This is a genomic window from Exiguobacterium antarcticum DSM 14480 (genome assembly GCF_000685865.1).
GTDB lineage: Bacteria > Bacillota > Bacilli > Exiguobacteriales > Exiguobacteriaceae > Exiguobacterium_A > Exiguobacterium_A antarcticum.
Genome location: NZ_JMKS01000006.1, coordinates 218,353 through 244,180, shown reverse-complemented (window position 1 = coordinate 244,180; position 25,828 = coordinate 218,353). Strand labels below are relative to the sequence as shown.

Here is a 25,828-nt window from a genome sequence, read left to right as displayed (position 1 = left end):
TCGGCGCGCTTGAATACTCACAATACCTCCAAAAGATGATTTTGAGTGGTACAGAATTCCGCGGTCAAGACCGACTCGATATCATCGCGGAAATCGTCGATGGGGAGTCTGGTGAACGTTTCTCTTACGCTATTCAAAATATTAAATTAACAAATGGTGACATTGCGAACTGGCAGGTTGGTGAAACCGCCAACAAAGAATTCGCATTCGTTGCGACAGGTTTGAAAATCAAGAACGGCGACAATCGATGACGGAGGGCGGGTGACCGCTCTCTTTTTACTTAATCCAAGAGGAGGCACAACATAATGGCAAACCAATCACTAATCGAAAAGCTACTCAAACGCAAAGAAGAAGAAATGAAAATTGAGGTCGATCTAAAAGGTCTCGCGGATACGCCGTTTTTCGTTAAAATTTCTTCCGAAAAGTATAAAGAAATCCTCGACGAAGCATCACGGCCGGTTAAACATGGTGACAAAGAGCTTCCGGTTTCGGAAAAGTTACGTAGTGACCGGATTGATGCACTAGTCGTGGTAAAAAGCCTTCATGATCACAACGAAGAACTTGTGTTCAATGGTGAACTGTATGAGGCACTCGAATTAGATACGACATTCGATGCGGTTGAAGCGGTTAAACAAGTTATTACGTTTGCAGAAGAAAAGGTAATCCAAGCGGCAGCCATGGAATGTCTCGGCTTTATCCCGAAAGAAAAAGTAAAAAAAGAGGATAAAGAACTAAAAAACTAATGCGAGGGTTGCGTCCAGACGGAATGACACGGATTGAAGGGGAACCAATCACGGAAGACTTCCTGCTTCACCATATCTTCCGACTGCACGGCATCCCTCCACACGATGTATACAACTGGACCGACGGACAGAAGCGATATGCCTACAACTCGTTGATGGTCCAACTGGAAGAAGAACAGGAACGACTCAAACATGGAATCGGGAGGGTGATGTAAATGGCGGAAAAACGGTATACGGTCGTGTTCGACGCAAAGGACATGGCATCGAGCCGCATGAGCGAAATCGAAAAAGCCGCGAAAAGTACCTCTCGAGGCATGGACGAGTTGGCGAAAGAGACGAGCGAAGCGGCAAAGGAAGCAAAACGTTTAGAGGGAGCCTACCGGGACGCCAACGGGCGCCTGCGTGACGTCAATGGACGGTTCCTCAAGACGAAAGACCTGCTCAAAGACACGAACAGCGAGATGGACCGCTCCGGCGGGTTCCTCTCTCGGATGGGTGCCGGTCTGACACGCATCGGGGCAGAAGGATCAAACTCCATCGGTCGACTGACGACCGGACTTGCGGGTGTCACGGGGATTCTCGGCGGCATCACGGCGGCGGCAGGATTGGCAGGCGTTGCGCTGGCAGGACTTGCAACGAAAGGTATCATCGATGGAATGATTCAACCCGCCATGACCGCAGAGATGACGCAGATGAGTATCGAGGGATTAAGTGGTAGTCCGGAGCTTGGGAAGACCATCTACGACCAAACGAAAGCGGCCGGAATGGAATCGATGTTTGCGGATCAACCGTTCATGGACACGGCGCAGATGTTCTTGAACAGCACGAAGGACCCGGAACAGATTGCCCAAGGAATTGCCATCACCGAACGACTCGCCACGAAAAACCCGTCCGAAGCAATGGGCGGTGGGATGGAAGGGGCAAAGGTTGCCATCAGTGAGGTCATGTCCGGTGATATGACGTCGATTGCGGAACGATTCAATATGTCGCGCTCCACCTTATCGGCAGCGGGCGTTAGCGCCAGCAATGACTGGCTGACGAACCTTGAAGCGGTGGATCAGTTACTCAGCAGTCAAGGTTTCACTTCGGAATATGTGAAAGAAATCAACGAATCAACGATGGGACAATGGGAAAAGTTGAAATCGAATACGCAAGGTATCTTTGCCACGATGGGTAAGGGGATGCTAGATGAAATCCGACCGGCGATGAAGAGTGTAAACAGTCTGTTCGCGGACCAAAAAGGCATGGATGAGTTCACGAGTACGATGAGCGGTAAATTCCAAGGATTCTTGCACGATGTCTTTGGTTTAGGTGACGGTGTGGAGGTTACATGGAAAGATATCACGGAGTGGTCCAGTAGTACGTTTGACGGACTCGAAAAAATTCTGAAATCCACCGGCAAAACATTTATGACGATGGTCACGATTCTAACAGGTGGCGATTTGAAGAAACCGACAGATACATTCAAAAACTTCGGGGATACACTGTCTGGCATCGCCAAGAAAATCGATAAGATGCGGGAAGGACTCATCGAACTCGACAAGTGGGGCGACAAGATGGGTAAAATCACGGGAATCGCGCAAGAAGGTGGACTACAAAAACAAGTAGATGGTGCTCTTTGGATGCCCGAAGGTGCGAAAGGTGGACGTGGACTTCTCAAATGGGTAATGGAAGGGTTCCCGTCAGAAGCAAAGAAACCGGATGGCAGTCACGCCAATGGAATTGATTATGTACCGTATGACGGCTACCTCGCGACATTGCACGAAGGAGAGCGGGTCGTCACACGCAGCGAGAATACAAGCACGATCAACAACTCGGCGATGTCAAACAACCCATCCATCACAGTCAACATGAATGGCGTCACGATTCGAGAAGAAGCCGATATTGAACGATTGATGGTTCGATTTGCGCGTGAGTTGACGTTAGCGGGGGCAAAAACATGAGTAAGAGTCCAATCGATATTTACTTTGAACTCCATTACACCGGCACGCAGACGAAGCGGGTCAAGGTAGCGGAGAAGCGTAAAGTCAACGGCCGTTACGTCACGGTCTACGTCTACAAAAATAAAAAGGTGACCGTCAATAAGGTGATGACCAAGAAGATTCCTATTCTTCCTGAGTCATTACCTTTTTCACGCTCGCGAAGCTATGAAGATGTCGGGACACTCGAACGCCGGACGCACACCCGTACAGGGGCGCTCAGTTCGATTTCCTTCCCGATTCAGTCCTATTTCCCCGGCCACAAGTATGAATTTTCGCAAACCGGTTATGAAAACCCGGTCACACTCGCCAAATGGTTCGAGGATCGACAGGAAAATGAGAGTCGCCTGCTGATTAAGATACCGGCGATGAAACGAGCGATTTGGGGGAACATTCGAAGTTTTGAATGGGGATACGAGCCAGGGACGCATGACATCGTCTATACGATGCAGATTCATCAGGAACGCAAACCGAAAGTCAAAACCATCACGGTGAAATAGGAGGGATCGAATGGGAGCAGCTGAAGAGATTTTAAGCGTCATTCATCAGAAGGCACCGAAAGCGCCGACGCGAACACTCGAAGGGACGGTCACGAAGTTGTCGCCACTCGAAGTGCGACCGGACGGTTCCTCCGACAGCATCAAAGGGGCCAAATGGAATGCGGACATCGTCAAGAAAGTGAAAGAGGGCGAACGTGTACTCATGCTGCACGACCGGGTCATCAACCGGTATTATGTCTTGGTACGTTTCGGATGAATGTCTATTATTATCACCGCAGAAAAAAGAAACGGTATACGATCACCCCTTACGTGTCACGCGTCGATATCGCCGGTGGCGTCGATAACTTCTATCAGACGGCAACGATTGAGATCAGTGGTTCAGCAGGTGTTCCGTACGACACCGGGGAACGAGTGCGCGTCTACACCACGACGAAAAAACTCCTATTTGAGGGACGCGTTTTCAAATGTGAACGGAATGGCGACAGTAGCGTCTCATTGACGTGTCATGACAATGCCTACTATCTGTTTCGGAGTGAAGCGACCGTCGTCTCACAGGAAATCACGCTCGAGAAGTTATTCGTTCGGTTGGTTGAAGAAATCGGGCAAAAGGTCGGTTACGTCGCCAAGACGAAGAAAAACTATTTCGGGCTGGAGTTCGTGGGTGAAACGAGGCAGGCGATTTTACAGACGGTGATGGCAATGGAACGAGTCGAGACCGGTAAACGCTATTACATCCGTTCGAAAGCTGGACGGTTGGAACTGAGAGAGCGTGGAGCGATGGACGGGGTCATCATCGCGAAAGACAGTGCCTCTGAAGTGCGGACGACGATTGATGCGCAAAACACGTATACAGTAATCGAATATACTGGCGAAATTGAATCAGGCGCGAAGGCGACTGGGACATCGGATACCTCGAGCTCCTTGAAAACGGCTGCGGATTATAAAGGTCCCGACACAGTAGGTACCCGCCAAGGACTGGGTAATTCAATCGCTAAGACAGACAAATGGAATGACTTAATGGTCAAGGTAGGCAAGGAAAAAAGTATCGATCCTTTGTTTTTAAAGACCATCATGACCATCGAGTCCGCTGGTGACGAGTTAGCCATCGGTCCGCCTACTCGATACGGGCAAGCGTACGGACTGTTCCAAATCATTCCGGGTGCCGTCGACACACCAGTGGACGCTAATCGCTTGCTGAATGGTGAATATAACATGCAGAAAGCAGCGGATATCTTCCTGAATGAAAAAGGAGCGGCCGCTAAAAATAAAGGCGTCAAAATGAGCGTCGGGGAAATGGCACATTTCTGGTTCGGATATCTTCAAACAGCGGAAGCGCTGGCATACAAAAAACTGGCAGAAACCATATATGCCGGATTTGGTGGCGATCCCGATTCACTAATTACGGATCCCGACAAACTTCCAGCAGGCGGTGACGCGAAGCCAGACAAAAACAAAGGAAAAATATCGTATGAAGATATCAACAACTTCGGATTAGGTACAAAGCTAGGTGTCATCGTGAAAACGGCTTCCGGCAAGCACGCTTCAAAAGAAGAAATGGCAAATGCCGTCATGAAATTACGTGAGACGCTCATGCGGGAAGAACGAACTGTCAGTGTCGCTTTGCCGGGTCACGTCGTCGGTTTGGCCGGACGCAAGGTCAAGTTTGATACGACGATTGCAACAGCCAAAGGGACTTGGTACATCAAAGACCATCGGCACACGTTGGATCAGTATGGCCACAAGATGAACCTCACGCTCTCGAAATACGATCAAACGCCCGAACCGGAGTATAGTCCACCTTCGAACAGTGAGTTTGGGGACGAACAACCGGTAGCAATAAAAGGCTCTGTGCTTCCAATTGACAAAAAGAAATATGCATACACTGTTGGTGCTTATCGTTTTAGAACGATTGTTCACTACATTACTGGAACTGTACCGCATGCCGGTATTGATCTACTTGCTGATATAGGAACACCACTTCAGGCGGTAACAAATTTGCTTATCCTGAGAAACTATTACTCAAATAGTTACGGATGGTGCATTATCGCGCAAGGGGCACTCGGTGGTGGGGAAAAACAATTTGTTTATGCGCATATGAATACGATGTCTCCTCATAAAGCGGGTTCCTACGTCAAAACTGGTGAACAAATTGGTGTTGTCGGTAATACAGGATGGTCAGATAGACCACACCTTCATTTCGAAGTGTGTGATCCAGTGTGGGCTCAGGGCATTACGAATAAAGTGGACCCCGAAAAATTCTTTGATTTCTAAGGAGGTGTGATATGGCAGACGAATACGACGTGTTTGATGAAATGTTGCTCGACATTGAGGATGAAGATAGTGAGCTAAACGTCGTGACAGGTCAAGATATTAATGTAGAGGCACGGACGACTACCTGGTCTATTGATTGGCGGACAGGGCGCTTCAGCGGAAAAGTAGATGGAGACTTAGCTACCGTTCATCGAGCGGCAAAGTATATGGTTACAGCGCGCGGACAAGTTGATGTATATCCGAAAATCACGACGCTGAACGATGTTGAGACTGATTTTTACGGCTCGTACTTATATACGATGGTTAACAAGGCATTTCCGAACGTCGAGGCAATTGAAAACGAAATTCAAGCATACTGTGAACTCGCAGTAATTGAATTACCGGACGTGCAATCGATTGAAGTTGGAAACGTCAAACTCGATGGCGACAAGATCTCGTTCAGCTTTTATATCACGCCGAATAACGGAACGACGGAAGAGGTGAGTATAGATGGACTCGGAATATGAAATCAATCCTGAGTTAGAGATGTTGTATGTGACTTCAGATGAAGTCCACGAAGAAATGCTTCGAGTAGTTGAGGAGAATGATTCAAAAGCAATGACTGAAGTAGGTGAACCCATTTGGGACGCTACTCGACCGGTTGCGAGTGTAGCGGCGAACATTGCAAACGATGTACGGTTTGGAATCAGAGCCGCAATTCCTCAGTTGTCATACGGCGGATTTCTAGATGAACATGCAAAAGATGTCCTAAACGAAGGGCGCAAGCCCGGTGTCAAAGCGAAAGTCCCTGTGACCCTATCTGCTAATTACGCAGTGACGGTGCCACAAGGGACTTTTTTGTATACCGAATCCGGTCTGCAATACCTGCTCGATACCGATGTTGAACTGATACCGCCGGAAGAACAGCCGGACCCGGACTACCTAATTCCTGGTACAGCCAGTACGACGGCAACCGCGGCGGATATCGGCATTTTGTACAATCCGGTACGCGGTGCCATCAACACGGTCGACGGTGACTTCCGGGATATCGTGACCGTCAAGAATGAAGAAGCCATCGTGCAAGGCGTTGATCAAGAGTCCGACGACGACCTCAAAGCCCGGATGCGGCTCGTCGCCCGAAACCTATCCGGTGCCGGCAACCTCGACGATTACGAAGCGTGGGCCCTTGAAGCGACGGGCATCACGAAGGCGAAGGTCTTCCGAGCGGATCCAACGCCGGGTAGCGTCACAGTCCTCGTTGCGTCAAAAGAAGGCATGCCGACAGCAGAACAGGTCGCGGAAGCCCAAGCCAAGGTCAGTGCCAAGGGAGCGCTGATTGCGAATAACCTCGTGTTCGCCCCGACTCCCTTACCGATCTCCATTGAGGCCAACATCACGATCGAAACGGACGCCGTATTTGCGGATGCCGAAGTCGCGTTTGAACAAGCGCTGCAGGATTACCTGGCCGAGCGGGCCTTTTCGGGTGACGTGATCCGGTATGCCCAGCTGTTCAACCTGCTGATTGACCAACCGGGCATGGTCGACGTCGAGAATCTGCTCGTCAATGGTGGGACGGCAAACATCACGCCGGGCACAAAGGAAATCGCGACACTCGGGACGGTGACGTTGACATGATCCTCGTCACACCCTTAGCACGCGACATGCAGCAGGAATTTCTCGACATGAGCGCGGACTACTGGCGCGAACACCTCGACATGAACAGCATCTTCCTCGCCGGGGCACATGCGCTCAGCCAACAACAGGAGACGATTGACCGGTACCTCTATTCGGAGCTGCTCATTGAGACGGCGACGGATTGGGGTCTTTCTTTGAAGGAAGACTTCTACGGACTCCGGGATGGCATTGCCCGTTCCTTGGACGCCCGACGTTCCCGTTTGCGAGCCGCAATGCGGGGTGGGAAAGCCTTGACCATCGAGGACCTCGAGAAGCAGGCAGGCGTGTTCACGGGCGGTCTCGTCGACATTGAAATCGATTACGACAACTTCATCTATACGATTGAATTCCGCGATACCTACGGCATACCGGAGCGCATCGAGGACGTGCAACAAGCCTTGGCACGGGACATTCCGGCGTACTATGCCATCGTCTACAAATTCAAGTTCACGACGTATCACACGGTCAAGAACTACTTCGATGATTACGCCGAACTCAAAGCGGCGAACCTCACGTACAAGCAATTGCTCGTCCGCAAGCTCGACTACGACACGTATGACGAAGCAGAAGCGCGCTACACGACATATGACGCCCTCGAAGCGAGTGGGCTGACGTATGAACAACTCACACGCAAGGAGGACAACACATGAGCAAAACATCCAACTATCAACTGACGAAGCTCGATGACTCACTGCCGGCTGATGTCGTTGGTGATCATAACCGACTGGCGGAAGAACTGGATGCCAAGTTGACGGAAGAGTTCGAGAAGACGGAGCGTAAGACGAACCGGAACAAGCCGAATGGCTACGCCGGACTTGGTCCAGACGGTCGAGTCGGAACAGCGCAACTACCTGCCTACAAGATCGGCGACAAGGAAGTGCAAATCACGAACCTGCAAGACAACGACACGCTCAAATTCGACAGCATCATCAACCGATGGCGCAACGTCCAGACGAATATCGACCGAACGCCTCCGGGCAACGTCACAGGTCTTGCGGCAGATACAGCCAGTGGATCCGTCACCGTGAAATGGGGAGACCCGGTTGATCCTGATTGGTTCGCCACACGGGTTGTTCGCAAACTTGGGAGTTATCCTGCCAATGCCAACGACGGAACGACCATTGTCACTTCAACGGTACGTGATCAGTACAAAGTGAATGGTTATGTCGATAACGGGCTGACGAACGGACTGGAATACTTTTATCAGTTGTTCCCGAGTGATGCTGCACAAAACACGAATGGCAATACGACGAACCGGGTCAAGGCAACCCCACAATCAGTCCTCTCGTTTGGTCTTGCGTGGAACAAGACGACGGGACAAGTCACGCGCTTAGGGGATGCGGTCGGACGGAATGTCTCGACGGCAGAAGGTGTCAAGACGAGTGATTTCAACAATGTCTATCCATGGGGCGGCATGCGTCGTTGTAACCTCGCGGCAAACGGGACCGTCACGTCTTATCAAGGCGATCCGACGTTCGCGCACGACGGGACAAAAGGCAACGTCATGGTCGAGATTCCGAAGTTCTGGTACAAGAAGACGCAAACGGCAGACGGGTACGAGTTCTGGATTGCCAACGGTCCGACAGCAGGGTTCACGATTCACCCGGCATTCTATCGTGATCGTGGCACAGGCAGAGCAGACGAGGTCGAAAAACGCTACGTCGGGGCTTTCCTTGGCTCGAAGGTCGGGAACAAGCTTTTTTCCTACTCAAACGTCATCGCTCTCAACTATACCGATATCGGGACGTTCCGGGACATGGCACAGTCGCATGGCGCCGGATGGGGCATCGAGGACTTCCATCTCGTCAGCGCAGTTCAACTGCTCTACCTCGTCGAGTTCGCCAACTTCAACTCACAGGCTGCCATCGGCATCGGAGACACGAACAACTCGTACGGTGGATTTGAGAACCAAAACAAGTTGACGGTCGGGGCAACAGCTGTTCACGGCAACAACACGTACGGCAAGACGGTTGCGAATCGATTTGTCCGTGCAGACACCGTCGTCAGTTACCGCGGCATCGAGGATGTCTTTGGAGCCATGAGCCGTTACGTGGACGGCATTTTCATCACGACAGGTAATGCCTACTTGATTGGGAACCGTGCGTTTAACAACACGGGGCAGGGTTACACAACGACGATTCAGACTGCATTCGTCGGGGAGGTCATCGGGCAAACATCAGACATCTTCACGGCGGGTGAAGCAGGCTTCCTGCCGAAGACGATTGAAGGGACATCCAATTCCGGATTGTATGACTATGCAACGTATGCAGCGAGTTCAAATGTTCACGTCGGTGGGGATGGGTCAGAGGATTACATTGCCGGTATCTTCCGGATGAACACGGCAACAACATGGTTCAGCGTCGGGCAATATCCACGGGTCAGCGCCCGGCTCGCGTATTAAGAAAGGGAGTGGATGAATGAAAGTCAGAGGGAATGCATCACCGGAACCCGTGTGGATCCGTTGCGTCGAGAATGGGGAGGCGAAGGTCCGTCTCCGTCAGAACGTCGTCTTGAAAGCGGATGATGAGGAGAATTTGGATCGCACCTATTACGAGTGGGATGAAGTTGAGTTATCCATCGTCGACCGGGACAATCTGCTTGGGTACGTGCAGGAAAACTTTGAGGCGTTGTTTGAACACGGACTCGCAGAAGAAGCGAAGCCGAAACCGAAGACGGCGAAAGAGTTGCGGGATGAACAGATTAAGGCGCTCAAGGACGAGAACTTGATGCTGCTCGACATGCTCGTGACGTTATACGAAATGAACGGAGTGGTGTGAGTGGAAGAATTGAATGCCTTCGAAGTGAAATTGATTGATGCGTACGTGAAGTTGATTCGCGCCAATATGCGGACACTTGAGAGCGTGCCGGAGAAATTACGTCCGTATGTGGCGGAACGACTGGGGGCGGAGTGATGGGGACGAATAACTACAATTTACCCCTACTTAATGGGATGTCTAGTGTAAAAATCCCGCGTGACTTCAATGCACTCGCTACGGGTGTAGATGCTCTTTTGAAGTCTGAAATGCAACGGTTGGAAGTGCTTTATTCTTCCTTGTCGACTGGAGCACCACGTGGGACATTTTCAAATCTCCAGTCTTTAGCCGATGCATATCCAAGTGGCAGCACGAACATTTATATCACCTCTGATAACGGCAAATGGAATTACTGGAATGGTTCAAGTTGGATTGCTGGCGGTTCCTATCAAACGGCCCTTGTAAAAAACGCGACAGTTGCAACGAATGTGATCGCAAACGGTAATTTTACAAATACAAGCTTCTGGGATGCGGTATCAGGTTCGAATGGAACGCTTAGTGCAGCAAACAACGAATTGATTTACACGGTTGTCGGTTTGGTCTCATCCTCACGGATTCAACAACCGAGTGTCCATACACCAGTCGTTGGTCACAAGTATTACGTGAGAGGCGATATTTTCCCTAAAAGCGCGAATACGTCTTACATTTCATTTGGTGGTGTAGATAGCAGCATTGTCCCTGTTGCGAATGCTTGGAACAAGATTTCGCGCGTCGTCACTCCCATAAACACAACAACTTTCCGATTCTATCATCCAACGAACAGTGGGTACGTCGCCAATGATCAAGTGAAATTCCGCAGAATGTTCGTCGTCGATTTGACCGTCCTCTACGGAGCCGGCAATGAACCGGCACTCGCGGAATTTGAGAACACTCTTTTGAAATTTACAGACAGTTGGTTTGATGGCACAGTGGAATTGACGCCACCAGTTTATCTAAACGAAACATTTCTGGCGTCGAAAGTAGATAGAGAAAACGGAAAAGGTTTATCCACGAATGATTTTACAGATGCAGATAAGCTGAATCTACAATTGCTATCCAATAAAACGATTGTGAAGGTTTCTAATTTCCCAACGTTGCGAGCAGCAATGGAATCTTTAGTCGCCCCATCAAAAGAAAAACCGTATGAACTTCGACTCGATGAAGGGACGTACAACTTACTCAGCATGTATACCCAAGCGGAAATCGAAAACACGGCGTTTGTCGGATTTGTTGTCCCGGATTACGTCAGCATCGTTGGCACTGGACAAAAAGAAAAGACGATACTGAAGATGGAAATTCCCGAAACATGGCTTCCTGCGACGATTGCACGTGTTGCACCGGTCGCCTATCAAGGGAACGGCGGCTTAGAAAACTTAACCGTCATCGGGCGGAATTGTCGGTATACGGTTCACGATGACTACGGTTATCCAGATGCCAAGAAGTATCTCAAGAACTGTACGTTTAAAAAACTAGCAGGTTTAGGAAACAGTCAAGCGTGGGGAGAAGGTTCCTTCAGCGGTATGGAGTTTACGTTTGAGGACTGTGAATTTATCACGGAATACTCACAAGCTCCTTACAGTAGCCATAATAATACGGCTTTCGCCAAACCAACAATCCATCGTTTTAAGAACTGTAAATTCATCAACAATGGTGGTTATTTCGGAATCCGTTTCATCACACTAAATAGTGGTCAAACGGAAGCATTGCATTTCGAAGGGTGTTACATCGATGGTTTGATGAAATTCGAAGAATACGAAGCGGGAGTCGGGTGCCGCTATGATCTCTTCATGACAGGATGTTCAGAAATTCCGATTCTGATTGATGCGACGGATGGATCGCAACCAGTCTACACGATCAACGAAGGAACAAAACTGGTCAAGAATGCAGAAACGACGACCATCACAAAAGGTACACCTGTCATGTTCAACAACGATGGCAGTGTCGTTTTACGACTTGGATCGAATGACGTTTCGTTGATGATCGGCGTTGCCTTGCAAGATATCGCGCCGTCTGCGAAGGGGATCATTAAGACCGGCGGGTACCTCACGATTACAGATACGGGACTTACGCTTTCTAAAGGTGACAAGGTTGGTATCGTAAACGGAGCACTTGCTAAAGTGACAACAGGAGACTACATCGGAGTCGTCACACGAAATGGGTTCATTAAATTAAAGTTTTAACCCTGACGCCATAGGGCGTTTTTCTTTTGCCTCACATCCAACTCAATCACACTAGGGGGTCATCGCTTGGAAGGAGCGGACAACATGGAATCCATCGTACAGACCGTACAAGATCATGGTCTTAGGATTGCATCACTCGAACAATCGGACGAAAAGATGCGCTTTGACATCACGTCAATCAATGACAAGTTAAGCGCCGTCGAACGTTCGCAAATCAAAATTGAATCCACGTTAAATGATAATTCTCGCGAAACACGATCGGTCATCCGAGATTCACAGGAAATGACGCGTGGGCTTTTTAAATCCCAGGAGACGGTTATCACGTCCCTCACGACCGCCTTCGAGAACGAGGCAAGCCGTCAACATGCCGAACAGAAGCTCAACGTCGAGGTACAGGACAAGCGGCATGACCGTGTCTGGGCAACAATCGGCAAGTGGTCGGCTATCCTCGTCCCTACACTCACCGCAGCCGGTGCACTTATCGGCATTTTTTACAAATAGAAATAGGAGGCTACACTATGGCTTACAAGATCGTACCAAGTTTTCTCCCGGCATCTAAATATCCGTTGAAGTCACCATACCCGATGAAGGCGAAATACATCACGATTCACAACACCGCAAATGACGCGGCAGCACAGGGCGAAGCGAACTACATGAAGTTGAACAACAACCAGGTTTCCTACCACGTGGCCATCGATGATAAGGAAGTCGTCGAAATCATTCCGTTCAATCGCAGTGCTTGGCATGCAGGGGATGGAAACGGACAGGGAAACCGGGCGTCCATCGGTATTGAAATCTGCTACTCGAAGAGTGGTGGCGCACGTTACAAGGTAGCTGAAACGAATGCAATCGAATATGCGGCGCAAGCCTTGATTCAACTCGGACTCGAACCAGAAGACGTGAAGTTCCACCAAGAGTGGTCGGGCAAGAACTGTCCGCACCGTATCTTGGACGAAGGACGTGGCGATGCGTTCAAGGCGGCCATCGCAAAACGATATAATGAAATCAAGAAGGGTGACAAGGCTCCGGTGAAAGCGGAAGTGAAACCCAAGCCAAAACCGGCACCGGCGAAACCTATAGCTGACGACATATACCGTGTGAAGATCGACGGGAAGCAAGTTGGTGCATACGGTTCAGATAAGAACGTTCTGGAGCAAGTCGAGAAAGCATTAAAAGGGGACAAAAAGAAAATCGAGGTGGAACGCGTATGAATGAAAAAACAGTAGCAATTATCCGCCTCGCTATCCCGCTGTATGCTTTCCTCAACGCGACTTTACTTGCTATGGGGTACGACCCTCTGCCATTCGAGTCTGAAAAGGTAGACGCTGCTGTCACGGGCATGATCGGAGTCATTGGTCTCATTGCCGCTTGGTGGAAGAATAACAATGTCACACCAGAAGCACAGGGCATGCAGAAGGCACTCGATGATAAGAAAGCCTACAATAAACTGAAAGATATTTAACCCACGCCTACCCTCACGGGTGGGCTTTTTTTGTTGCGCAAAAAGAGTGCCCGTCAGGACACTCCCAGTTGCATCTTCAATTGTTCCTCGAAGCGTTCCCGCTTCTCTTTGCTTTGCGTGACGTCGAGCTTCATCAGCGTTTCCGTCTGCTTGAGGACATCGACCTGCAAGCCTTTCGTCAGACGTTCGAGTGCGGCGAGGATCTCAGGTACCTCTCCCGACAGCACGATCTGCGTCTTGTTTACCAGCATCACTTTCATAATGCCCTCCCTTGTGTAAACAGTGCGACGGTCAATGCTTAATGATACCCCGTGTGGGTATGAGTTAAACTGCACCGCATCTGCACACAAGATGCACCTGCACAGTCAAATGCACATTATTTTATCTGTTCAAATCTTGAATCATGTTCTGAAAACCGTCTGTTCCCAACAAATCTTTTATCCCCTCTTATTACATACAGAAGAATGTTATTACTAGCTGTATTGTAGCATTCGTTTTCACAGGACGCACGGGATGACCCTGTTTCAAGGACTGCGCTTCGTGGGAAAGAAAGAATAGAACATCTGGGAGGGGTGCTAGAATGGAAATCTTGGACGCACGGGCGTTACCCGCCGATCATTCGGATATTTTACATGTCACACCGTCAACGGTCTATTTCCGGCGACGACTCGACGGCGATCAGTTTCATATCAGTCGGTTTGACCTGGAAGACCAGGAACAAGTGGATTTGACGACAGAACCGTTACAGGATCATGGACCGACCCGACCGTTCGTCAAACAAGGAAAAGTCTATTGTCTCAACGAGCAGGACCGAAATGAAGGAGGCGAGACGTCGTTGCTCGCGATTGATCTGCATTCCGGAACAAGCGAACAGCTCGCATCGTGGCAACTGGGTGGGGATTTGACGCTCTACTGGGTGCTGAACGCCCGGTATATGGTGTTGTTACACGTCGATCAGACGACGACGGCTTTTTTGTACGACGTTGAAACACGTCAACAACATGTGATCAAGGATGAACGGCTGTACGGGATAACGGAGAATTACCGCGAACTCTATTTTTTCCTTGTCACGCTGGATGCGACGGATTATATCGTCTGTAATGCAAGGCTCGATGAATTTTCGTTTTACGATGCGCTCGAGAGTGGCGTCATCTCACCAGAAGATCCGATCGATCATTCGGAAAGTCTGCTGATTGCCTCGCTTGCGACGATCGTCGCGGAGATCGAACAAGGGGTCGAACGACTGTCCTTCCAGACGTTGTTACGGCTGGAGGGGGAAGGGGATACGGTGCAATATCTGGGTGAACAGACCGGAAACCTTGTCTTTAGCGCCTATACGGAACGGTTAAACGAAGAGGTGTTTTATGAGATCAAAGATGAATCCGCCATCACGGAACACGAACGGATCCGCTGGAGTGACTATGAACCGCTTGATATTACGTATGACGACGTCGAGTCGACGATCTTCATCGTCAACGAACGTTCCGATCAGCACCATGAAGTGATGAACCTCCGGACCGGTGCCCGTTACTTGGACCGGGAACCGTTCGAACGTGTCTTGCGCGACCGCTTTTATCTGCATGAATCGATTGGGGAAGACGCGGAGCCGATGGTGACGGTCTTTGACGGGGAACAAAACGTCCGGCATCGATTCGAAGATGCGTATTATATGATCGTGTCCGGCGAACTCGTCATCTTGTCGGTCAAACAACTCAAATAAAAAAACGAACAAATCACCTGATCACACTGTGAATCAAGCAGTGTGATTCTTAAATCCGGGCATTATTTATTTCATATACCATAGGCATTTTATCGAAAAACAAAAACTATCGAATAAGTATGCCTCATAACTTCTGGAATACAAGAAAAACCTCTTCCTTTTTGGCCCAATCGACCAAGAAAGAAGAGGAGAATGGTATGCTTATTCTGCGTCGTCAGTTGTTCGTGTGAAGATATCGACTTGAATGTTTCCAGCTGTTGCGCGTGAGTAAGGGCAAACCGTATGCGCGATTTTTCCGAGTTCCGCAGCTTGTTCTTCCGAGACACCACGGACGAGGACATCAAGTTCGACGGAAAGTGTGAACCCATCAGCCGCTTCGTTTAACGTGACGTGGGCAGTTACTTCACTTCCATCATGTTTGATGCCTTGTTTACGAGCAACAAGATTTAACGCGGAATCAAAACAAGCCGAGTATCCAGCAGCAAACAATTGCTCCGGGTTTGTCGCTTCTTTTTTTGATCCGGGTACAGGCATGGCGAGGGCAACATCCAGGATACCGTCTTCTGATACGACGCGACCATCGCGTCCTCCTACAGCTGTTGCAGATGATGTGAACATCGGTTTCATAATCATAACGTCCTTTCGCATTTCATTATTTTTTTAAGTAGCTTACAATTAGATTGTATACAATCTAATGAAGAATACAACTATTTTGCTTGAAGGAGGCTTTTTATGTCGAATCCCTTATTACTAGAGGAACAACTCTGTTTTCCGTTTTATGCGATTTCCCGTGAAATCACGAAACGGTACCGCCCGTTATTGGAACCGCTTGGATTAACGTATCCGCAATATCTGGTCATGCTGGTGTTATGGGAAAAAGACCAACAATCGTTAAAGGCGGTTGGTGAACGTTTACACCTCGACTCCGGTACATTAACGCCGTTGCTGAAAAAGCTGGAAGCATCGGGTTTGATCGAGCGTATCAAAAATCCGGCAGACGAACGTCACATCCAGATCACATTGACGGAAAAAGGAAACAGCTTACGCAACGAAGCGGAACAGATTCCGCTCGCCTTAAAAGAATTATTGGGTGTGTCGGAAGAGGATTTTGAATTGGTTAAACAAACGTTAAACCGGCTGACGATAAAAATGAACGGAACTGATTAACAGTCCCGTTCATGTTCCTTCCTTATTTCCGGCGGAAGCCTTCTTCTTCCAGATAGTTGGCTGCTTCTTTGTACGAATTAAAAGCTCCGTCGAGCAAGTCGCCGGCATAGACCAACCATGTGTCCAGGTCTTCATTTAACAACGTCAATTCGAATTGGTTGTCGTTGATCCATGTTTCTTCCAACGTTTCGACCGTCTCGACCGTTTCAAGAGCTTTGATCGCATCTTGAAGCAAGAGGATCAGAGCGGGCTCCGAGAATTCCCGGATGTTGACGAAACCTTTCCGGTCTTTTTCGTAGCCGGGTAATCCTGCTGCGTAGACAAAACCGTTTCCGTTCGGATGAAGATGATAGACGACGATTTTTTTCTCGAACTGGCTTTCAGGGAAATGGAAGTTAACACGGTTCAGTGACACTTCTTTCCGGACAAGTTGTGGGAAAGTCTCAATAATAGTTAATTTTTCTTCAAATGTTAGCATGGTTCCTCCTTGAAATACATTTCTACTCTTTTATATATGCGATGATTCGCAGGGAAATGTCAATGTCTGATTGATCGCGCTGAAACTTCAACGGGTCTGCTCCCGTATGGAAAAACGAAAGGCAGGAGATTTTATGCAATCGAATCATCCGACCGAAAACTGGCAACACTTGCCACGTGCTTCGGTAACCGCCGAACGTCAATCCGTCGGTATCCAGTATACCATTTATACGCTACTCGTCGGAGTCGCCACGTTCGTCCAAATCAAGTGGCTCGATCTATCTCCCTGGTGGATGTGGATCGTGGCCGCCATCTTACTGATGTTATTTTTACTACAGTTTGTTTATATCCCGGACATCCGCCAACGGTATTTTAAGTACCGGGTGGATGACGAATTTTTAGTCGTCGAGTTTGGAATCGTAGTGTTGCGCCACGTCGTCACGCCGCTCGTCAAAGTCCAAATCATCGATACGTCGTCCGGTCCGATCTTACGTCGTCTGAATTTGATGAATATGAACGTTCATACTGCATCGGGACAAATCGAGTTACCGGGACTCGAGGTCACCCAAGCGGCGATACTGAGACAACGGATCGAACGTTTTGCGAAACTGGAAGAACAAGAGGAGGAGTCGTTATGACACGACGTGTCCATCCGCTGTTCATCTTGATGGCCACGTTGACCCATCTCCGGTCACTCGTCATTCCGATTGCCGTTCTCTTGTTCAACGATTTAAAAAACGACGGTTTTGGTTTTTATACGATGATCGGTGTGGCCGTTGTCAGTCTCGTCATCTTACTCTTCGGCATCGTCTCCTGGTACTTTTATACGTTTACGATCGATGAACAATCGATCCGGGTCAATAAAGGCGTATTCCGTAAAAGTGAGCGGACGACCCAACGCCAACGTATCGAATCGATTGGTATCAATCAAAACGTGCTGGAGCGGTTGCTGGGTCTTGCGACCTTGACCGTCGAGACTTCGTCTGACAGTGGCAAACCGGAAGTCGAGTTGAAGGGAGTCCGGCTCGACTTCGCGAAACAGTTGAAGTCGACGATCGGGACAGGGACGACCCAACCCGTTTTAGAACAGGAGGCGGGCGAAACCTACACGGTCAGTCTGACGGATCTTTTGTTTGCAGGTGCCTTATCTGGACGACTGGGTCTCGCGCTTGTTGGTGTCGGGGCCGTCTATCAATTCGTCAATCGCTTCATCGAACAATACATCAGTCAAGTCTTCAATGAATTGTTGCATCTCTCCTTGTTACTGTTACTTGTCATCGGAGGTGCTGTCCTCTTCCTCATCTATGTTGGCTCGATACTTGTTTTCGTTCTGCGGTATGGTTCGTTTCGGGCGACGTTAAATAAACGACGGATGACGATTGGTTACGGATTGGTGAACCGGACCGAAGTCGTGTTTCATCAAGACAAGGTCCAGGCACTCGTCATCGAGGAAAACTGGATCAAACGTCGGTTCAAGCGGGCCCACCTGTCCCTGCATATCATCTCGGCAAGTGGGGAAGAGGAAAAACTATTGTTACACCCCTTCATCCGTGTCGCGGATATCGACCACTTTTTGAAACGATTTTTACCGCGTTTCAAACAACTCACACCAGAAAAACGTGCCGTCGACCGTGGATTTTTTTATATCGTTCGTTGGCCGCTTTTAAGTTATGCCAGTTTGTTGACCGTCTTGAACGGGGCACTCATTTACTGGTTACCGGAGTCCATCCGCTATTTGGGTCTGATTTTATTTTTGTTCCTGCCGCTGTATTACATCCTTGCCCGGTCCGGGTACAAAAATACACGGTATGGGTATCAGAACGATTTATTTGTCTTACGGAAGGAACTCGTCAATCGGGAAACGATTTATGCGCCACGTCTGAAAATCGAAGCCTTTTCGAGTCAAGTGTCGCGGTTTCTGGAAGAGAAGGATATTTTGAAGTTCCAGATCACGCTTCGTGGATCAAGTGTATTCCAGGCGGGGTATTTCACTCAGGCCGAATTCGTCGAAGTTTTAGGTTGGTATCAACAGACGTTTCTTAAACCGATTCCGCCGTCAGCAGGGACAGATCGATCAGACGGCGAATATGTTGAAGAAACTTAGGGACGGAAGGAAGTGTACGTCGTGCGCAGATGGTTAGTCGTCATCTTGATAATCGTACTTGGTGTCGTTGGTCTGATTCTGTATGACGGATACCGGATGCAACAGACTTTAACCGGACAATCGGGTGCCTCCGGCCTGGTATCCGGATTCGAAACAGAGAAGACAAATGATGAAACATCCGATGGACGGTGGTTCGCACGTCAGGACGTCGAGCAAAAGAACTGGACGACGGATGGTCTGACACGTGTCGGGCAGTACCTACCCGCCGTGAAGGCTTCGGAAAAAACGGTCATCGTCGTCCCGGACGACACACGATTTGGATCAACGCTTACGTATCCGCTGATCCGTTTATATCACGAACAACTGGGATATAACGTCTTCGTCCCCGCACGACAGGGAATTGCACCGAGTACAGGGACGTTGAACTACGGATGGATCGATCGATTGGATTTGATCAATTGGACAAATCAGTTGATCGAAGAAACAGGAACACAGCATGTCCTCTATCACGGAGTGGGTGTTGGAGGTGCGACGGCTCTGCTGGCAGCGGGTGAAACGACCGTCCCGAAACAAGTGAAGGTCGTCATTGCGGAAGGGTCCTATGCGCGTCTCGATGACTGGTTCCATGCGCTAGCGAAAGCAAACCTATCCTATCCGGCGGGCCCCTCCCTTGCGGCTGCCAGTATCTTTAATAAGATGCAACAAGATTTCTTTTACGGCGACGTCTCCGTCACCCGTCAGACGAGTCAAATCCGGATACCGGCCCTGTTCATTCATGGCACTGACGATACGATTGTCCCTTCGCGGATGGTTTATGAACTGTACCAAGCGAAACCGGGCATCAAACAATTGTATCCGGTCCGGGGAGCAGGACATGGAGAAACATACTCGACCAATCCGGAAAATTATGAGAAGCGGCTCCGGTTGTTTGTTCAACCGTTTTTAGAAGCACCTTAAGGAACGTGTCACGCCTCGCTGCTTTGATTGCAGTCAGGTGTGGCACGTTTTGGCATTGACCTTATTTTAAGTAGGGGAAATATACCAATTCCGCTTGCGTATGCTACGCTAGTCGCATCTTTCACAAAAAATAACGGGACAGGTGATACTTATGAACGATTTGAGGTGGATCGGGTCGGAAAATACGTTCGTCGACGATATCTCGATCGAATCCATTGGTCCGATCACCGTCGGACGGTTTGGCGGGTGCAGTCGTTCCGGACAAAGTAAAAATGAAGATGGCTGTCTGATTTGGATCGGACAGGACTGGGAGTGGACGATGCTGCTGGATGCACACGATACGGCAGAAAGTGCTTCGTTAGTAGTCGATCAGTTTACAAAACATCGGATCGTAATCGAACAGATTCTGGGGGAGGAACCGGCGACCATGTTTTTTTCATTGGAACGTCTAGTCCTCGACTTACTACAAGAAGAGAGCTTTCGGACAGCGTGTCACGACGTACAAGGAGAGACGGCATGTCTGTTTCTCGTCCGAAAAGGAAAATACGTCTGGTGGTTATCGGTCGGCGATGTCGTCGCCTATCTGTTCCATCCGGATTTAAGGAAACACCGTCAGTTCAAACTGAATGAACGACAATTCTTCGAATGGATCGGTCGCGTCAATACGTTTGACTTGCCTGTCCCGTGTTATACACGAGGCATACGGGAGTTGCGACGAGGGGGCAACCGGATTCTCTTGACGACGGATGGGTTGATCGAATGCCCGGGCACACCGTTCCAAGACTCGGCAAAAGTCGAAGTCGTATTTGAGAGACCTGAGACGGCAGTCGAGAGCCTACTGACGACGATTGAACAACACGGGGTTCGGGATAGTACGACGCTGTTGACATGGGAAGTCGTCATCGATGAGACCGTTACAGAACCAGGCAACGCTAAATAAAAGCATGACCCGTCTTTTCCGTCCGTACTGGAAAGGGGGTCATGCTTTTATTGTGAGTCGGGAAGTTCGTCGGTAGCATGTAGATGGGTCGGTTCCAGTTGAAGCGGATCAGGATCCGCTTCTTTTTCTGAATGCGTCAACGGGAGAGCGATCCCGACGCTGGTTAATAAGGCAATCAACGTGGCATTGGTCAACGTGTGGTGCATCTGACTTCACTCCTTTTTTTAAAAAGAAACCAACCTTTTTCACTATTCTGAATATTCATTTGTGATTCGTCAAGTAATCGTCATCTTCCGAGTATTACTTTTTCCCGTTAAACCGGTATACTTAAACATGAAAAAGGGGGATCTCGCTTGAAACTTACTAAAGCCAACACACGTATTTTAGAATCGCTGTTACCTCGACTGAATCTGAATGTCGAAGAACCGGAACGGACCGACATCGAACGCCGTCTTCAGGCAGACTTGTACGAAGCCCAACGGTCCCAAAAGCCGTTTGAAACCGTCCATGGCCAATCGCCGGAAGAACGTCTGGATCAGATGATTGCAGAAATCCCGGAACTTAAACGGGTAGAAACACAAAAACGATGGACCCGGAACTATGTTTCAACGATTCTGATGTTCATCTTCATTGAAGGGATTGATGGTGTCTTTCAATTCGCGCTTGCGGATTACATCCTCTTTTCGATCATCGCCTTGTTCTTGATCGATGCGATGTCCATCCTGATCACCTCATCCAAAATCCGACTCGTCAAAAAACGGGTCTGGGTCCAATTTCTTGTCAGCTTCCTGTTATTTGCGACCTATAAAGCGGTCCTGATTACGTTCGTGCCGAATCCTGATGTATTGATTCAAGTCAGCGGTCCCGCATCTTATCTGATCGGAGTAAGTGGTTTAGTCGGATTGTATCTGTACTGGTCTAAAAATCCACTTCGAAAACGCGCTTAAGCACTACAAGGAGGGAATCAGATGGAGTTCACGCACTGGAAACGACGGTTGCAAGATCATTTTGAACAGATGGGTTTTGATTTACGGATCGAGCGACTCGCCATGCAAGATATCCTGAAGTTGGAGGCGACACATGGTGCCTTCTTATTTTTCCCGATCACCATCCATTTATATGAGCGAATGGGGTGGCAGATGATTGCGATTGAATCGCATCATCCGGCAGAAGTCGACGATCTGTTTGCGGAAGCCCAAGTCCAGTCCTTATTTCAGATGACGATGATGACGTTTGAGGAAGAAGAACGTGAGCTGATTTTAGGATTTTATAGTAACACCGGCCGGTACTTAACGGACCCTGCATCACCGACAGGACAGCTCGTACGTGTCATCGAAGAGGAGTGGAATGAAGGGGATGCTTTACGGATCCAAACGTTCGAACCATTCCCCGGTCTGTTCGTCGCGCCGTCCTTTGCCCATCAAACCTATGCATTTGCGGCTGATGGGGACAAGTGGCAGGTCTTAGTCGGTCGGACAGGTCGTCCGGCAAGTGATTACCGGTTTGACGGTACGGTGTTAACCCCACACCGCGTGCCGGAAGGGGAACTGTTCACCCGAATCCCGATTGCCGTTCCTCTCGAGCAATACGAGGAGATGAGGAAACAACTGCAGCTGGAACAAACAGAAATTTCGACGTTTTTGGAACAGGCGATGAGAACGATTCGCGAGTACGATCCATCGTTTGGATTCGCTTGGCGGGGGACGGTGACGTTTTTCCATGGCGTGCCCGTCAATCCGTTTGCTCAACGCCTTTGGCTCGAGAATGGACAAAAACGATTCCGGATCATGCAGCAAGGTTCGAGCCGAATTTTGGCCATTGGTGAGACGTCGGCAGAAGCGATCCATTTACTTGATCAAGCCGTCGGAGCCGGTGAACCGGAGGGGACACCTGTCAGTGCCATCGGTCAGTTCATCTTAGGGATTTGGAAACAATTCGAGTCGGATGAAGCGACGTACATGACGGACGTTGACTGCGACGGAATTTCCCAGCAGCAAGTCGAAAATCGGATCCGGCACAGTCTTGCTCGGCGCGAACCGATCGAGTGGCTTACTCAAACGCAAAACAGTAACGATGTCTGTCAGTTTGCCGGGTTGACGTTTACGTTTCCGCACCGACCACCGGGAATCGTCCACATCAAACGGGCTGATGATGTCTCGTCCAGCTAAACCACAAAACGGATACCGTAACGGGTGTCCGTTTTGTGCTGTTTATATCCCAAGCGAAGCAATCAGCTGTCGGATCCGTTCTTCGGATTGTTTAGGTGTCAAAATCAATAACTGATCGCCGCCGATCAGCCGGGTCTGACCACGCGGTGTCAGAATGGCGTCGTCTCTTATGACGGCGACGACCAACAAATCTTGTGGCATCTCAATCTCTTGAAGTGTTTTGCCGTCGATTCGACAAAACGAAGGGACACTGACTTCGACGATTTCAGCATTCGGATTCGCGACGGTCATGAATTGAATCAACGGTTCGATGTCGATCGTCGGTTTGGCGTCGAGCTTCATCAGCTTGACGATCCACGGTAAGGCCGTCCCTTGCAGAAGAGCGGATGTCATGACGGTAAAAAAGACGATGTTGAATAAGGGATAGGCATCCGGTAACCCACTGGATAACGGATAGGTCGCTAATATGATCGGAACGGCACCCCGTAGACCGGCTGCCGTGATGACACTTTGTTCGCGGAAATTGTACCGAAACGGCAACAACGACAACCAAACGGCGAGCGGCCGGGCGATGAGAATCAGCGTCAGGACGATGATTCCGGACACGACTAACATAGAGGGATCAAGTAACTGTTTCGGGAAAACGAGTAAACCAAGCATGATGAACATCCCGACCTCGGCTAAGTGAGACAGACTGCCACTGAAACGGACGAGGATGTCCCGGTAAATCAAATCGTGGTTGCTGAGCCAGATCCCGGTCACGTAGACCGCTAAAAACCCGCTGGCATGAAGACTCGTCGCGACACCGTAAGAGAGCAAGGCACCGCTGATCAAGAGTGTCGGGTACAGGGCCGACGATTGAAGTTGGATCCGGTTCATCAAGGTCGTCAACACCCAACCGATGAGGAGTCCGATCGCTAGTCCGAGTCCCATTTCATAAAACAAGGACAGAACGCCTTGGATCAGGGAAAAAGAAGCCGGGTCTAACGCAAATTCCGTGAAGAGGATCGTCAAGAAGACGGCCATCGGATCATTGGTTCCGGATTCCGCTTCGAGCGTATGTTTGACCTTCTGATCGATCGGTCGACCATTGAGTAAGGAAAAGACGGCGGCGGCATCGGTCGACCCGATCAACGCGCCGATCAACAAGGCGAAGGGCCAACTGAAGTCGAGGAGATAATGGGCGACCAGGGCGATGATTCCGGTCGTCACGAGAACCCCGACCGTCGCCAGCGACAAGGCGGCTGGGAGGACCGTCTTGAAATTCGGCCATTTCGTATTTAATCCCCCATCAAACAGGATGATGACGAGGGCGATCGTACCGAACAACCGGGCTTGTTCAAAGTCAGCAAAATCAATCAGACCGGTGACGTCGGTTCCGGCGAGCATACCGATGAACACAAACAGGATCAGTGTCGGAACATTGAGACGAACAGAAAATTTCGTCGTGACGATGGCAAGTAACAGTAAGATGCCGGCAAGTAACAGGACCGTCCCTTCGTTCACATGCACTCACTTCCTTCTTAGAAAGTTGTCTTTTTCTTAGTATACGTCATTGTTTTGCACCACTTCAGGAAAAAGAATTTGCCGGAATATGTGTACAAATCCGTAAAAAAAGGAAAACAGGTAGCATATGGTTTGATTGATCTAAAATGAGGAGGCACTTTACATGAATATTTGTGTGGTCACAGGAGCAAACTCCGGTATGGGGATGGTGACGATTCAAGCGCTACTGGAACGAGGGGACCGCGTCATCGCGACGGTCCGTTCGGAGAAAAAGGCGACTTTGCTTGTTCAATTATTACGGGAACATGCGGTCTCCCACACGAATCTTGAAATTGAAATCGTTCAACTGGACCAACTCGATTCCGTCCGGCGGTTCGCAGATTTGTTGTATGATCGGATCGGCCGGATTGACCGGCTGATCTTAAACGCAGGAATCATGGTTCCACCGTATCATGTGACACAGGACGGATTCGAATCGCAGTTCCAAGTCAATTATCTCAGTCACTTTTATTTGATTGAACGTCTGTTGCCTTTGATTGAACAAGGACATGACCCTCGCGTCATCTCGATTTCCTCGCTTGCGGGAGAAGGGGGCTTGATTCGGACGGACATCGAACTGGAAACAATCGCACATATCAAAAAAGAACAATACAATCCGATGCGGTCGTACCGGGAATCCAAACTGTTACAGATGGTCCACATGCGGGAGCTGGCCGAGCAATATGGAAATCGTGCGACATTCGTCAGTGTCCATCCAGGTATCGTCAATACAGACTTGTTCTACCGGGGAAAATACGGAAAAGTCTTGAAAACGGTCTTAAAACCCATTGCACAAGTCGGTTACTGGACGGGGAAACTGTATACGCCGGAATATGGTGCGAAGACCGCGCTGTATCTAGCGACGACGGATGATGCGTTAGAAAATGGGGGGTATTACGCCGACTCGGCACCGCGGCTCAGTAACCCGGTCGTAGAAGACGAAATCTATCGCAAACAGACCCGGGACCTGTCCAAACAGTGGGTTGGCTTGACGTAAACCAAAAAAATCTACCGACTCGTGGGAAGTCGGTAGATGAATGGTGTGCAGACTGGGGGTCTGATCACCCTTTGACTATACGATATGCAACTATACAATTTTAAAATATGAAAAAAATCACAAACTGTTGCGTTTTTGTGATTTTTTGGGTCGTTTTGTGCAAATCGGTTTTC

Annotated in this window: 31 protein-coding genes; 26 read left to right on the top strand and 5 right to left on the bottom strand. The window is 49.3% G+C overall.

Annotated features, from left to right (window positions below; all coding sequences use genetic code 11):
- The 17 genes from P404_RS18540 to P404_RS0116880 form a co-directional block, all read left to right on the top strand.
- On the top strand, positions 1–251 hold a 251-nt coding region (locus P404_RS18540; RefSeq protein WP_026831467.1), incomplete at its 5' end, for a hypothetical protein.
- Between the two features lie 54 nt (positions 252–305).
- A complete protein-coding gene (locus P404_RS0116955) occupies positions 306–743 on the top strand; it encodes a hypothetical protein (RefSeq protein ID WP_026831466.1) in 438 nt (145 codons plus the stop codon).
- Positions 744–766: 23 nt separating this feature from the next.
- Positions 767–958, top strand: a complete 192-nt coding sequence (locus tag P404_RS0116950; RefSeq protein ID WP_236624454.1) for a hypothetical protein — start codon at positions 767–769, stop codon at positions 956–958.
- On the top strand, positions 959–2,686 hold the full coding sequence (locus tag P404_RS0116945) for a hypothetical protein (RefSeq protein ID WP_026831464.1): 1,728 nt from the start codon (positions 959–961) through the stop codon (positions 2,684–2,686). It abuts the gene before it with no gap.
- A complete protein-coding gene (locus P404_RS0116940) occupies positions 2,683–3,222 on the top strand; it encodes a hypothetical protein (protein WP_026831463.1) in 540 nt (179 codons plus the stop codon). The genes P404_RS0116945 and P404_RS0116940 overlap by 4 nt, the downstream gene beginning before the upstream one ends.
- Before the next feature lie 10 nt (positions 3,223–3,232).
- Positions 3,233–3,478 (top strand): hypothetical protein, encoded by a 246-nt coding sequence (locus P404_RS18455; protein WP_026831462.1) that lies wholly within the window; start codon positions 3,233–3,235, stop codon positions 3,476–3,478.
- Positions 3,475–5,493 (top strand): M23 family metallopeptidase, encoded by a 2,019-nt coding sequence (locus tag P404_RS18120; RefSeq protein WP_051590547.1) that lies wholly within the window; start codon positions 3,475–3,477, stop codon positions 5,491–5,493. The genes P404_RS18455 and P404_RS18120 overlap by 4 nt, the downstream gene beginning before the upstream one ends.
- Before the next feature lie 11 nt (positions 5,494–5,504).
- A complete protein-coding gene (locus P404_RS0116925) occupies positions 5,505–5,999 on the top strand; it encodes a GPW/gp25 family protein (protein ID WP_026831461.1) in 495 nt (164 codons plus the stop codon).
- The gene (locus P404_RS0116920) at positions 5,983–7,107 is read left to right on the top strand and encodes a baseplate J/gp47 family protein (protein WP_026831460.1); all 1,125 of its coding nucleotides are present in this window, start codon (positions 5,983–5,985) and stop codon (positions 7,105–7,107) included. Before P404_RS0116925 ends, P404_RS0116920 begins: the two co-directional genes overlap by 17 nt.
- A complete protein-coding gene (locus P404_RS0116915; RefSeq protein WP_026831459.1) occupies positions 7,104–7,796 on the top strand; it encodes a putative phage tail protein in 693 nt (230 codons plus the stop codon). The genes P404_RS0116920 and P404_RS0116915 overlap by 4 nt, the downstream gene beginning before the upstream one ends.
- Positions 7,793–9,547: a hypothetical protein gene (locus tag P404_RS0116910; protein WP_026831458.1), complete on the top strand. Its 1,755-nt coding sequence runs from the start codon at positions 7,793–7,795 to the stop codon at positions 9,545–9,547. The genes P404_RS0116915 and P404_RS0116910 overlap by 4 nt, the downstream gene beginning before the upstream one ends.
- A gap of 16 nt (positions 9,548–9,563) precedes the next feature.
- Positions 9,564–9,923: a hypothetical protein gene (locus P404_RS0116905; RefSeq protein WP_026831457.1), complete on the top strand. Its 360-nt coding sequence runs from the start codon at positions 9,564–9,566 to the stop codon at positions 9,921–9,923.
- Positions 9,924–10,058, top strand: a complete 135-nt coding sequence (locus tag P404_RS19025; protein ID WP_269077505.1) for a CD1375 family protein — start codon at positions 9,924–9,926, stop codon at positions 10,056–10,058.
- Positions 10,058–12,118, top strand: a complete 2,061-nt coding sequence (locus P404_RS0116895) for a DUF2190 family protein (protein WP_026831456.1) — start codon at positions 10,058–10,060, stop codon at positions 12,116–12,118. The genes P404_RS19025 and P404_RS0116895 overlap by 1 nt, the downstream gene beginning before the upstream one ends.
- Positions 12,119–12,202: 84 nt before the next feature.
- Positions 12,203–12,619 (top strand): hypothetical protein, encoded by a 417-nt coding sequence (locus tag P404_RS0116890; RefSeq protein ID WP_150111997.1) that lies wholly within the window; start codon positions 12,203–12,205, stop codon positions 12,617–12,619.
- Positions 12,620–12,636: 17 nt separating this feature from the next.
- Entirely contained in the window at positions 12,637–13,329 is a 693-nt protein-coding gene (locus P404_RS17880; RefSeq protein WP_051590546.1) for a peptidoglycan recognition protein family protein, read from the top strand.
- The gene (locus P404_RS0116880) at positions 13,326–13,580 is read left to right on the top strand and encodes a phage holin (protein ID WP_026831454.1); all 255 of its coding nucleotides are present in this window, start codon (positions 13,326–13,328) and stop codon (positions 13,578–13,580) included. The genes P404_RS17880 and P404_RS0116880 overlap by 4 nt, the downstream gene beginning before the upstream one ends.
- Positions 13,581–13,633: 53 nt before the next feature.
- Here P404_RS0116880 and P404_RS0116875 read toward each other — a convergent pair whose 3' ends face one another.
- On the bottom strand, positions 13,634–13,840 hold the full coding sequence (locus P404_RS0116875; RefSeq protein WP_026831453.1) for a hypothetical protein: 207 nt from the start codon (positions 13,838–13,840) through the stop codon (positions 13,634–13,636).
- 320 nt (positions 13,841–14,160) lie between these two features.
- Here P404_RS0116875 and P404_RS0116870 point away from each other — a divergent pair, with 320 nt between their 5' ends.
- On the top strand, positions 14,161–15,300 hold the full coding sequence (locus tag P404_RS0116870; protein WP_026831452.1) for a hypothetical protein: 1,140 nt from the start codon (positions 14,161–14,163) through the stop codon (positions 15,298–15,300).
- 201 nt (positions 15,301–15,501) lie between these two features.
- Here the strand turns inward: P404_RS0116870 and P404_RS0116865 are convergent, their stop codons facing one another.
- Positions 15,502–15,927 (bottom strand): organic hydroperoxide resistance protein, encoded by a 426-nt coding sequence (locus P404_RS0116865; RefSeq protein ID WP_014970476.1) that lies wholly within the window; start codon positions 15,925–15,927, stop codon positions 15,502–15,504.
- Positions 15,928–16,032: 105 nt separating this feature from the next.
- On the opposite strand from P404_RS0116865, the gene P404_RS0116860 reads away from it, so the two are divergent.
- Positions 16,033–16,467, top strand: a complete 435-nt coding sequence (locus tag P404_RS0116860) for a MarR family winged helix-turn-helix transcriptional regulator (RefSeq protein WP_014970475.1) — start codon at positions 16,033–16,035, stop codon at positions 16,465–16,467.
- Positions 16,468–16,489: 22 nt separating this feature from the next.
- Here P404_RS0116860 and P404_RS0116855 read toward each other — a convergent pair whose 3' ends face one another.
- Complete coding sequence (locus P404_RS0116855) at positions 16,490–16,945, bottom strand: hypothetical protein (protein ID WP_014970474.1); 456 nt, start codon at positions 16,943–16,945, stop codon at positions 16,490–16,492.
- A 133-nt stretch (positions 16,946–17,078) separates the two neighbouring features.
- Between P404_RS0116855 and P404_RS0116850 the strand changes: the two genes are divergently transcribed.
- From P404_RS0116850 to P404_RS0116835, 4 genes are all read left to right on the top strand, one after another.
- Positions 17,079–17,582, top strand: a complete 504-nt coding sequence (locus tag P404_RS0116850) for a PH domain-containing protein (protein WP_026831451.1) — start codon at positions 17,079–17,081, stop codon at positions 17,580–17,582.
- Positions 17,579–19,048, top strand: coding sequence for a PH domain-containing protein (locus P404_RS0116845; RefSeq protein ID WP_026831450.1), 1,470 nt, complete (start codon positions 17,579–17,581; stop codon positions 19,046–19,048). The genes P404_RS0116850 and P404_RS0116845 overlap by 4 nt, the downstream gene beginning before the upstream one ends.
- Positions 19,049–19,069: 21 nt before the next feature.
- The gene (locus P404_RS0116840; RefSeq protein WP_026831449.1) at positions 19,070–20,005 is read left to right on the top strand and encodes an alpha/beta hydrolase; all 936 of its coding nucleotides are present in this window, start codon (positions 19,070–19,072) and stop codon (positions 20,003–20,005) included.
- A 151-nt stretch (positions 20,006–20,156) separates the two neighbouring features.
- The gene (locus P404_RS0116835) at positions 20,157–20,945 is read left to right on the top strand and encodes a PP2C family serine/threonine-protein phosphatase (protein WP_014970470.1); all 789 of its coding nucleotides are present in this window, start codon (positions 20,157–20,159) and stop codon (positions 20,943–20,945) included.
- A 47-nt stretch (positions 20,946–20,992) separates the two neighbouring features.
- Here the strand turns inward: P404_RS0116835 and P404_RS18635 are convergent, their stop codons facing one another.
- Positions 20,993–21,151 carry a hypothetical protein gene (locus tag P404_RS18635; RefSeq protein WP_162833766.1) on the bottom strand — a complete coding sequence of 53 codons (159 nt, stop codon included), beginning with the start codon at positions 21,149–21,151 and terminating at the stop codon, positions 20,993–20,995.
- Between the two features lie 147 nt (positions 21,152–21,298).
- Between P404_RS18635 and P404_RS0116825 the strand changes: the two genes are divergently transcribed.
- Positions 21,299–21,892 (top strand): hypothetical protein, encoded by a 594-nt coding sequence (locus tag P404_RS0116825; protein WP_026831448.1) that lies wholly within the window; start codon positions 21,299–21,301, stop codon positions 21,890–21,892.
- Between the two features lie 21 nt (positions 21,893–21,913).
- On the top strand, positions 21,914–23,113 hold the full coding sequence (locus P404_RS0116820; protein WP_026831447.1) for a hypothetical protein: 1,200 nt from the start codon (positions 21,914–21,916) through the stop codon (positions 23,111–23,113).
- 42 nt (positions 23,114–23,155) lie between these two features.
- Here the strand turns inward: P404_RS0116820 and P404_RS0116815 are convergent, their stop codons facing one another.
- A complete protein-coding gene (locus tag P404_RS0116815; RefSeq protein ID WP_026831446.1) occupies positions 23,156–24,619 on the bottom strand; it encodes a potassium/proton antiporter in 1,464 nt (487 codons plus the stop codon).
- Positions 24,620–24,782: 163 nt separating this feature from the next.
- On the opposite strand from P404_RS0116815, the gene P404_RS0116810 reads away from it, so the two are divergent.
- Positions 24,783–25,655: an SDR family NAD(P)-dependent oxidoreductase gene (locus P404_RS0116810; protein WP_014970464.1), complete on the top strand. Its 873-nt coding sequence runs from the start codon at positions 24,783–24,785 to the stop codon at positions 25,653–25,655.
- The last annotated feature ends 173 nt before the right edge of the window (positions 25,656–25,828 follow it).

What these genes read in the sequence shown, in the direction of transcription:
- P404_RS18120 (WP_051590547.1), top strand. Translation starts at nt 3,475, where the DNA reads ATGAATGTCTATTATTATCACCGCAGAAAAAAGAAACGGTATACGATC.
- P404_RS0116880 (WP_026831454.1), top strand. Translation starts at nt 13,326, where the DNA reads ATGAATGAAAAAACAGTAGCAATTATCCGCCTCGCTATCCCGCTGTAT.
- P404_RS0116955 (WP_026831466.1), top strand. Translation starts at nt 306, where the DNA reads ATGGCAAACCAATCACTAATCGAAAAGCTACTCAAACGCAAAGAAGAA.
- P404_RS0116950 (WP_236624454.1), top strand. Translation starts at nt 767, where the DNA reads ATGACACGGATTGAAGGGGAACCAATCACGGAAGACTTCCTGCTTCAC.
- P404_RS17880 (WP_051590546.1), top strand. Translation starts at nt 12,637, where the DNA reads ATGGCTTACAAGATCGTACCAAGTTTTCTCCCGGCATCTAAATATCCG.
- P404_RS0116940 (WP_026831463.1), top strand. Translation starts at nt 2,683, where the DNA reads ATGAGTAAGAGTCCAATCGATATTTACTTTGAACTCCATTACACCGGC.
- P404_RS0116835 (WP_014970470.1), top strand. Translation starts at nt 20,157, where the DNA reads ATGAACGATTTGAGGTGGATCGGGTCGGAAAATACGTTCGTCGACGAT.
- P404_RS0116870 (WP_026831452.1), top strand. Translation starts at nt 14,161, where the DNA reads ATGGAAATCTTGGACGCACGGGCGTTACCCGCCGATCATTCGGATATT.
- P404_RS0116875 (WP_026831453.1), bottom strand. Translation starts at nt 13,840, where the DNA reads ATGAAAGTGATGCTGGTAAACAAGACGCAGATCGTGCTGTCGGGAGAG.
- P404_RS0116865 (WP_014970476.1), bottom strand. Translation starts at nt 15,927, where the DNA reads ATGAAACCGATGTTCACATCATCTGCAACAGCTGTAGGAGGACGCGAT.
- P404_RS0116915 (WP_026831459.1), top strand. Translation starts at nt 7,104, where the DNA reads ATGATCCTCGTCACACCCTTAGCACGCGACATGCAGCAGGAATTTCTC.
- P404_RS0116925 (WP_026831461.1), top strand. Translation starts at nt 5,505, where the DNA reads ATGGCAGACGAATACGACGTGTTTGATGAAATGTTGCTCGACATTGAG.
- P404_RS0116895 (WP_026831456.1), top strand. Translation starts at nt 10,058, where the DNA reads ATGGGGACGAATAACTACAATTTACCCCTACTTAATGGGATGTCTAGT.
- P404_RS18635 (WP_162833766.1), bottom strand. Translation starts at nt 21,151, where the DNA reads ATGCACCACACGTTGACCAATGCCACGTTGATTGCCTTATTAACCAGC.
- P404_RS18455 (WP_026831462.1), top strand. Translation starts at nt 3,233, where the DNA reads ATGGGAGCAGCTGAAGAGATTTTAAGCGTCATTCATCAGAAGGCACCG.
- P404_RS0116850 (WP_026831451.1), top strand. Translation starts at nt 17,079, where the DNA reads ATGCAATCGAATCATCCGACCGAAAACTGGCAACACTTGCCACGTGCT.
- P404_RS0116820 (WP_026831447.1), top strand. Translation starts at nt 21,914, where the DNA reads ATGGAGTTCACGCACTGGAAACGACGGTTGCAAGATCATTTTGAACAG.
- P404_RS0116910 (WP_026831458.1), top strand. Translation starts at nt 7,793, where the DNA reads ATGAGCAAAACATCCAACTATCAACTGACGAAGCTCGATGACTCACTG.
- P404_RS0116945 (WP_026831464.1), top strand. Translation starts at nt 959, where the DNA reads ATGGCGGAAAAACGGTATACGGTCGTGTTCGACGCAAAGGACATGGCA.
- P404_RS0116920 (WP_026831460.1), top strand. Translation starts at nt 5,983, where the DNA reads ATGGACTCGGAATATGAAATCAATCCTGAGTTAGAGATGTTGTATGTG.
- P404_RS0116810 (WP_014970464.1), top strand. Translation starts at nt 24,783, where the DNA reads ATGAATATTTGTGTGGTCACAGGAGCAAACTCCGGTATGGGGATGGTG.
- P404_RS0116860 (WP_014970475.1), top strand. Translation starts at nt 16,033, where the DNA reads ATGTCGAATCCCTTATTACTAGAGGAACAACTCTGTTTTCCGTTTTAT.
- P404_RS0116890 (WP_150111997.1), top strand. Translation starts at nt 12,203, where the DNA reads ATGGAATCCATCGTACAGACCGTACAAGATCATGGTCTTAGGATTGCA.
- P404_RS0116855 (WP_014970474.1), bottom strand. Translation starts at nt 16,945, where the DNA reads ATGCTAACATTTGAAGAAAAATTAACTATTATTGAGACTTTCCCACAA.
- P404_RS0116845 (WP_026831450.1), top strand. Translation starts at nt 17,579, where the DNA reads ATGACACGACGTGTCCATCCGCTGTTCATCTTGATGGCCACGTTGACC.
- P404_RS0116905 (WP_026831457.1), top strand. Translation starts at nt 9,564, where the DNA reads ATGAAAGTCAGAGGGAATGCATCACCGGAACCCGTGTGGATCCGTTGC.